Below are 8,385 nucleotides of genomic sequence, written 5' to 3' on the forward strand. Positions count from 1 at the left end.
CCCGACAACACCACCGACCCCGGCCCGTTCACCGCCGCCACATCCAGCAGTGCGCCAGAGCTACCCAGCAGATCCCGAACGTGTTCCTCCGACGCGGCGACGGCGAGCATCCCACCGCCGGCCGGCAGCGCCTGCATCAGCGAGCCCCGGGCCGCCACCAGGACGCAGGCGTCCTCCAGCGAGAGCACCCCCGCGACGTGAGCGGCGGTCACCTCACCAATCGAATGACCAGCCAGATAGTCGGCCGTGACGCCCCACGACGACAGCAACTCGTGCAGGGCCACCTCGACCGCGAACAACCCCGCCTGCGTATAGACGGTCTGGTCCAACAACACCGCCAGGTCGCTACCCGGCTCCGCGAACACCACCTCCCGCAACGGACGGTCGAGCCGGCCCTCGAACAGGGCGCACACCCGATCGAACGCCTCCGCGAACACCGGGAACCGGCCATACAGGTCCCGGCCCATGCCAGGGCGCTGCGCACCCTGACCGGTGAACAGCAACGCCCGCCGACCCGTGGTGACCGCGCCGGTGATCAGGCCGGGGACGGTCCCGCCCTCGGCCAGCGCGGACAGGCCCGCCAGCAGACCGTCCCGGCCCGCGGCGACCACCACCGCCCGATGCTCCAGGGCCGCCCGCGTGGTCGCCAGGGACCAGCCGAGGTCGACGGCAGACAGGCCGTCCTGCTCGTGGACGTGCCCGGCCAGCCGCGCCGCCTGCCCGGCCAGGGCCTCCGCCGACCGCGCGGACACCAGCCACGGCACCACGCCGCCCCGGTCCGCCGGACTGGTCGCCTCGCCCTCGACCGGCTCGGGTTCCGGCGTTTCGAGGATCACGTGCGCGTTGGTGCCGGAGATGCCGAACGACGAGACCGCCGCCCGACGGGGCCGCTCCACGGCCGGCCACGCCTGGCTCTCGGTCACCAGACGCACCGCGCCCGAGGACCAGTCCACCTTCGACGACGGCGCGTCCACGTGCAGCGTCGGCGGCACGACCCCGTGCCGCATCGCCAGCACCATCTTGATCACACCGGCCACGCCGGCGGCCGACTGGGTGTGCCCGAGGTTCGACTTCACCGAGCCGAGCAGCAGCGGCCGGTCGGCCTCCCGGTCCTGGCCATAGGTGGCGATGAGCGCCTGAGCCTCGATCGGATCGCCCAGCGTGGTGCCGGTACCGTGCGCCTCCACCACGTCCACGTCGGCCGGCGACAGCCGCGCCGCCGCCAGCGCCGACCGGATCACCCGCTGCTGCGACGGCCCGTTCGGCGCCGTCAGCCCGTTCGACGCCCCGTCCTGGTTCACCGCCGAACCCCGGACCACGGCGAGAACGCGGTGGCCGAGCCGGCGCGCGTCGGAGAGCCGTTCCACCAGGAGGATGCCGATGCCCTCGGCGAACGCGGTGCCGTCGGCGGCGTCGGCGAACGCCCGGCAGCGGCCCGACATCGACAGGTTGCCCTGCCGGGTGAAGTCCACGAAGACGGCCGGGGTCGGCATCACCGTCACGCCGCCGGCCAGGGCCAGATCGGACTCGCCGGTACGCAGCGACTGCACGGCCAGGTGCAGCGCCACCAGCGACGACGAGCAGGCGGTGTCGACGGTCACCGCCGGCCCCTCGAAGCCGAGGGCGTACGCCACCCGCCCGGAGCTGATGCTGCCGGCGATGCCGAGGCCGAGGTAGTCCTCGACGCCGTCGGGCACGTCGGCGGCGCCCGCCGCGTAGTCGTCGTAGGTGAGGCCGGCGAAGACGCCGACCCGCCCGCCGCGCAGCGCGGTGGGGTCCACCCCGGCCGACTCGAACGCCTCCCAGGACACCTCCAGCAGCAGCCGCTGCTGCGGGTCCATGGCCAGGGCCTCCCGGGGGGAGATGCCGAAGAACGCCGGGTCGAAGTCGGCCGCGTCGTGGACGAAGCCGCCCTCCCGGACGCACGAGGTGCCGGGGCGCTCGTGGGCGGGGTCGTACAGGGTGGCGAGGTCCCAGCCCCGGTCGGTGGGGAACGGGCCGACCGCGTCCCGGCCGGCGGCGACGAGGTCCCACAGCTGGGCCGGGGAGGTGACGCCGCCGGGGAAGCGGCACGCCATGCCGACGACCGCGATCGGCTGGTGGGCCTCGTCCTCGACGTCACGGAGCCGTTGCCGGGTGCGCCGCAGGTCGGTGGTGACCCTCTTCAGATACTCCCGGAGCTTCTCTTCGGTGTCCATCAACCTGACCCATCGCGGTGGCCGGCGGAGACCTGACGTTGACGGCGGTGTGAACGCGCGAGTTCTTCAGGCCAGATCAGTTCCACGTCCTTGCGCACACGTCACCCGAGAGCCACGGGTCCCCTCTGCGGGGAAGCTATGGGGTCGCCCTGAGCTGCGACAACCCCTAACCCGTACGGGCGGTCGGCTAGGGGTGGTCCGCCTCCGGCGGCGCGGTTAGCGTCCGGTGGACCGCCCTGGTGCGCCGGTTCCGGGCACCACCGCTGGAAGGACCGCGTGACGATGACCGACCACGACAACGGCCTGTGGGTACGCCGGTTCCACCCGGCCCCGGCCGGCGCCCCGCGGCTGGTGTGCCTGCCGCACGCCGGCGGCTCGGCGAGCTTCTTCTTCCCGGTGTCCCGGGCGCTGTCGCCCGCGGTCGAGGTGCTCAGCATCCAGTACCCGGGCCGGCAGGACCGCCGCCACGAGCCCTGCGTGCCCACCATCGGCGAGCTGGCCCGGCAGGTCTTCGGGGTGCTGCGGCCCTGGCTGGACCAGCCGCTGGCGATCTTCGGGCACAGCATGGGCGCCACCCTGGGCTTCGAGGTGGCGCGGCTGATCGAGGCGGAGACGGGCGCTGCGGCGGCGCACCTGTTCCCGTCGGGCCGGCGGGCGCCGTCGTGCCGCCGGCACGAGACGGTGCACCTGCTCGACGACGAGGGCCTGCTGGCCGACGTGAAGAAGCTGAGCGGCACCAACTCGGCGGTGCTCGGCGACCCGGACATGCTGCGCGCCGCGCTGCCGGCGATCCGCAGCGACTATCGGGCCGCGGAGACCTACGAGTACGTGCCGGGACCGAAGCTGAGCTGCCCGGTGACGGTGTTCACCGGCGACGCCGACCCGAAGACCACGGTGGACGAGGCGAAGGCCTGGGCGGAGCACACCAGCGGGCCGTTCGACCTGCACGTCTTCCCGGGCGGGCACTTCTTCCTGGCCCAGCACCAGCCGGCCATCCTGCGTACCCTCTCGGCCGCCCTGACCCGGACGGCGGTGGGCTGAGCCGGCGGACCCGGACGCGCGTCGGCCCCCGCAGCCCCGGACGGGCGGCGGGGGCCGATCGCGTGTCACGGCTTGTGGGCCACGGCGATGACGTAGTCGAGCAGGGCCAGTTCCTTCTTGATGAGCGCCTCGTCGCGCCAGTGGTTGGCCATCCCCTTGACCGCGCTGCGCTCCGCCTCCGCCTGGAACGCCGGGTCGCTCGGGCGGGCGGCCTGGAACCGCCGCCAGCCCTCCCAGGTCCGGTCCTGGATGGACCGCACCTCCGGGTTCACGAAGCCGGCCGCGGCGAGCTGCTCGGCGTAGGCGGTGCGGTCGTGCCAGTTCTCGTCGGGGATGCTGAACTTCACGAAGCTGAGCGGGCCGGAGCTGATGGACATCCGGGGGGTGTCGTTGCTCAGCGGGATGATGTCGGCGGTGGCCAGGGTGCCGCCGGGCCGCAGCACCCGGAACGCCTCGGCGAAGAACGCGCTGCGCGGGTAGAAGTGGAACGCCGACTCCAGCGCGACGACCCGGTCCACGCTGGCGTCCGGGAAGGGCAGTTCGGTGGCCGTGCCGAGCTGGAACTCGGCCCGGTCGGCCAGGCCCTCCCGCCGGGCGCGCTCGCGGGCGTGCTCGACGTGCCGGGGCGTGACGTTGATGCCGTGCACCTTGGCCACCCGGCGGTCCCGCAGCCAGGCGAAGTCCTGGTCGCCGTAGCCGAAGCCGACGTCGAGGACGGTGTCGTCGGGCTTGAACCCGGCGGCGTCGGCGAGTTTCGTGGCGAGGGCCTCGCCGGCCACGTCGATGCTGGTGACGCCGTCCTCCCAGTAGCCGACGTTCATGTAGCGGGTGGTGCGGGCGGCGAACTCGACGTCCGGGGACTGGATCTCGTAGAAGCGGCGGACCCGGGTCACCGGGTCCTTGGTGGCCAGGGTGCGGATGACCCGGCCGAAGGTGCGGAGGTTCTCCAGCATGTCAGCTCCTTGGGGCTGCGGGGGTGGTCAGGGATGCAGGGCGGGGGCGGAGACCTGGCGGCGCAGGTCGGCCACCAGGGCGGCCGAAGCGTCGGGGCCGGCCGCCACGCCGAAGAGGTAGAAGTCGGGCCGGACCAGGGCGGCGTCCGCGCCGGCCAGCCAGGGCAGGTAGACGCCGTCGAGGTCGACCACGTCGGTCTCGACGGCGCCGTCGTGGTCGGCCGGTCGCACGGTGGCCCGGTGGGCGCCGAGGTCGTCGAGGAACGCGGCGGCGTCGCCGTCGAGCGCGGCCGGCTCGCGGGTGAGCAGCACGAAGCCGGTGCCGACCACGTCGTCGAAGCGTCCGCTCCGCCCGCCGGCGGCCACCCGCCCCTGGGGTGCGGGGTCACCGGCGCGCGGCGCGGGCGCGCCGTCGGGCCCGCGGTGCAGCACGCCGTCGACGATCGCCTCGCGCAGCGACCGGACGTGCCGCTGCTGGGTACGCCGGCGCAGCGCGGCCAGCATCACCGAGTCCCGGCCCGCGGCCTTCTTCGGGTCGGTCTCGCAGATCACCGCCCCGGAGTCCATCGACATCCGGATGGCGTGCTGCACGTGTGCCCGCCGCTCCACCTGGTAGGTGTCGAGCAGGGCCTCCCCGGCGTGGCCGCGGTGCACGAGGTCCAGCTTCCAGGCCAGGTTGAGCACGTCGCGGAAGCCGGAACTCATGCCCTGGCCGAGGAAGGGTGGCATGACGTGGGCGGCGTCGCCGGCCAGGAACACCCGCCCGGCCCGCCAGGTGTCGGCGGAGCAGGCCTGGGTGGTGTAGACGCCGTAGCGGTCCAGCCGGGCGGTGTCCGGGGTGATGTCGAACAGGCCGAGCAGCCGCCATGCGCTGGCCTCGGTGCGGAACTCCTCCAGCGTCTCCCCGGGCACCCGCATGAACTCCCAGCGGCGGTGGTCGGGGCCGGCGGAGACGGCGGTACGCGGCCGGGCCGGGTCGCAGATCTGCAGGTTGTTCGGCTTGAACTCGTGCGGCTCGTGCAGCACCACGTCGCAGACCAGCCAGTCGTAGCTGAAGCCCAGGTCGGTGACGGTGGCGCCGAGCCAGCCCCGGACGAAGCTGTTCGCGCCGTCGCAGCCGAGCACCCAGGAGGCGGTGAACGGGTGGGGGCGGCCGTCGCCGTCGACCGCGGTCACCTCGACCCGGTCGCCCTGCTCGGCCAGCGCGGTCACCTCCAGGCCGCGCAGGACCTCGATGCCCGGCAGGGCTGCGCCCCGCTCGGCCAGCCGGGCCTCCAGGCCGGGCTGGTAGAAGGAGGTCGAGTCGGGCCAGCCGGCCGGGCCGTCCTCGGCGCCCTTGACGTGCAGCAGGGTGCGGCCGAAGCCGTTCTTCCAGGTGTACTCCCCGGACAGCTCGGTGACGTCGTCGAGGCGGTCGCCGAGGCCGCAGGCGGCGAGGATCCGGCTGGCCTCGCCGTCGTAGGAGACCGCGCGGGGCATGCTGTACGGGGTGGTCCACTTCTCCAGCACCCGTACGGTGAGGCCCCGCTGGGCCAGCAGGATCGCGGCCACCTGGCCCACCGGGCCGTAGCCCACGATCAGTACGTCGGTCATCGCCGTCCCTCGTCCGTCCGCCTCGGCCTCAAAGCCCGAGTTCCGTGTCGATCAGGCTGAAGATCTCGTCGTCGCTGGCCTGCTCAAGGTCCAGGTCGTGGTCGGTGGCGGAGGCGCCGCGCATGGTCCGCCACTTGGCGACCAGCACCTCCAACCGGCCCGCCACCTGGGTGTACAGCTCCGGCTCGACGGTCGTCTCGGCGAGCGCGCGCTCCAGGCGCTCCAGCTCGGCGAGGATCGCCGGCGCGGCCTGGGCGCCGTCGGGGACGAGCCGCGAGCGCAGGTACGCGGCGAGCGCGCCCGGGTCCGGGTAGTCGAAGACGGCGGTCGCCGGGAGCCGTTCGCCGGTCACCTCGGTGAGCCGGTTGCGCAGCTCGACGGCGGTCAGCGAGTCGAAGCCCAGTTCGTGGAACGCCTGCGTCTCCCGGACCGCGTCCGGGCTGCCGTGACCGAGCACGGCGGCGGCCTCGGCCCGGACCAGGTCGAGCAGCAGCGCGGACTGTTCGGCTCCGGTGAGCGCGCGCAGCCGGCCGGCGAGGTCGGTGCCGCCGCCGGCCGCGCCGGCCCGGGCACGGGGGCGGGTCCCCCGGACCAGGCCGCGCATCAGCGGCGGGACGGTGGTCCGCCCGGCGAGGGCGGTCAGGTCCACCCGGGTCGGCACGAGGTGTTCCTCGGGGGCGGCCAGGCCGGCGTCGAGCAGCGCCATGCCGAGGTCGGACGGAAGGGCGAGCTGGCCGTCCCGGGCGGTGATCCGGGGATCGGTGCGGTCGAGCCCGGCGGTCATGGCGCTGGCCTGCGCCCAGAGGCCCCAGGCGTACGACTGGGCGGGCAGGCCGGCGCCGCGGCGGTGCCGGGCGAGGGCGTCCAGCCAGGCGTTGGCGGCGGCGTAGTTGCCCTGGCCGGGCACGCCGAACACGCCGGCGCCGGAGGAGAACAGCACGAACCCGGCGAGGTCGAGGTGCCGGGTCAGCTCGTCGAGGTGGCGGGCGGCGTCCACCTTGGGCCGGAAGACGGTGTCGATCCGGTCCGGGGTGAGGGCGGTGACCACGCCGTCGTCGAGCACCCCGGCCAGGTGCACCACGGCGGTGAGCGGGTGCGCGGCGGGCACCCCGGCGAGCAGCCGGGCGACGGCGTCGCGGTCGGCGACGTCGGCGGCGGCCACGGTGACCGTGGCGCCCAGCGCGGTGAGGTCGGCGGCGAGGTCGGCGGCGCCGGGCGCGTCGGGGCCGCCCCGGCTGGCCAGCAGCAGGTGCCGGACGCCGTGGTCGGTGACCAGCCGGCGGGCGACGAGGCCGCCGAGCAGCCCGGTGCCGCCGGTGAGCAGCACGGTGCCGTCCGGGTCCCATCGGGTCGGCATGGTGAGCACCACCTTGCCGATGTGCCGGGCCTGGCTGACGTAGCGGAACGCCTCGGGGGCCTGGCGGACGTCCCAGGCGCGCACCGGCAGCGGGCGGAGGGTGCCGTCGGCGAAGAGCGCCATCAGCGCGGTGAGCATCCGCTGGATCTCGTCGGGGTGCGCCCGGGTGAGGTCGTACGCCTGGTAGGCGACGCCGGGGTGGTCGGCCGCGACGCGCTCGGGGTCGCGCACGTCGGTCTTGCCCATCTCGAGGAACCGCCCGCCGCGGGGCAGCAGCCGCAGCGACGCGTCGACGAACTCGCGGGCCAGCGAGTCGAGCACCACGTCGACGCCCCGCCCGCCGCTGGCGGCCCGGAAGCGCGGCTCGAAGTCGAGGGTGCGGGACGAGGCGAGGTGGTCCTCGGGGATGCCGAGGGCGCGCAGCGCGGGCCACTTGCCGGGGCTGGCGGTGGCGTAGACCTCGGCGCCGAGGTGGCGGGCGAGTTGCACGGCGGCCATGCCGACGCCCCCGGCCGCGGCGTGCACCAGCACGGACTCCCCGGCGCGCAGCCCGGCCAGGTCGACCAGCCCCCGGTACGCGGTCAGGAAGACCACCGGCACGGAGGCGGCCTGGGCGAAGGTCCAGCCGTCGGGCATCGGCGCGAGCAGCCGCCGGTCGGTGACCGCGACCGGCCCGAAGCCGCCGACGAAGACGCCGAGCACGCGGTCGCCGGGGCGCAGGTCGGTGACCTCGACGCCGACCTCGGTGACCACTCCGGACGCCTCGCCGCCGGGCGGCCCGGGGTCGCCCGGGTAGAGGCCGAGCGCGTTGAGCACGTCCCGGAAGTTCAGGCCGGCGGCGCGGACCCGGACCCGGACGTCGAGGGGGCCGAGCGGGGCGTCGGCGGCGTCGGCGGGCACCAGCGCGAGGTGGTCGAGGCTGCCCCGGGTCGGCACGTCGAGCCGCCAGGCGGGGGCGTCGGCGGGCGGGGTGAGGGTGGCCGCGTCGGCGCGGCGGGCCAGCCGCGGCGCGTACGGGTTGCCGTCGCGGAGCGCCACCTGCGGCTCGCCGGTGCCGAGCACGGCGGCCAGCCCGGCCGGGTCGGGCGGGGGGTCGGCGGGGCTGTGCACGCCGACCGCGCCCCGGGTGAGCAGGATCAGCCGGGTGTCCGCCCAGCGCGGGTCGGCCAGCCAGCCCTGCACCAGCGCGAGCGCCTCGACGGCGCCGGCGCGCGCCCGGTCCGGCGCGGCGTCCTCGGTGTGG

5 protein-coding genes are annotated in these 8,385 nt (G+C 75.2%); 1 reads left to right on the forward strand and 4 read right to left on the reverse strand.

Features of this window, described 5'->3' with window-relative positions; all coding sequences use genetic code 11:
• A partial coding sequence (locus B0E53_RS30115) for a type I polyketide synthase (protein ID WP_168215448.1) occupies nt 1-2,198 on the reverse strand: 2,198 nt, incomplete at its 3' end.
• A gap of 282 nt (nt 2,199-2,480) precedes the next feature.
• Here B0E53_RS30115 and B0E53_RS30120 point away from each other — a divergent pair.
• Entirely contained in the window at nt 2,481-3,239 is a 759-nt protein-coding gene (locus B0E53_RS30120; RefSeq protein ID WP_281492927.1) for an alpha/beta fold hydrolase, read from the forward strand.
• A gap of 65 nt (nt 3,240-3,304) precedes the next feature.
• Here the strand turns inward: B0E53_RS30120 and B0E53_RS30125 are convergent, their stop codons facing one another.
• The 3 genes from B0E53_RS30125 to B0E53_RS30135 form a co-directional block, all read right to left on the reverse strand.
• Complete coding sequence (locus B0E53_RS30125) at nt 3,305-4,192, reverse strand: class I SAM-dependent methyltransferase (RefSeq protein WP_107079097.1); 888 nt, start codon at nt 4,190-4,192, stop codon at nt 3,305-3,307.
• Nucleotides 4,193-4,219: 27 nt separating this feature from the next.
• Nucleotides 4,220-5,785 carry a bifunctional 3-(3-hydroxy-phenyl)propionate/3-hydroxycinnamic acid hydroxylase gene (locus tag B0E53_RS30130; protein ID WP_107079098.1) on the reverse strand — a complete coding sequence of 522 codons (1,566 nt, stop codon included), beginning with the start codon at nt 5,783-5,785 and terminating at the stop codon, nt 4,220-4,222.
• A 28-nt stretch (nt 5,786-5,813) separates the two neighbouring features.
• The coding region (locus tag B0E53_RS30135; protein WP_146167816.1) for a type I polyketide synthase at nt 5,814-8,385 on the reverse strand (2,572 nt) is incomplete at its 5' end.

It is taken from the genome of Micromonospora sp. MH33, assembly GCF_003013775.1.
GTDB classification, from domain to species: domain Bacteria; phylum Actinomycetota; class Actinomycetes; order Mycobacteriales; family Micromonosporaceae; genus Micromonospora; species Micromonospora fulviviridis.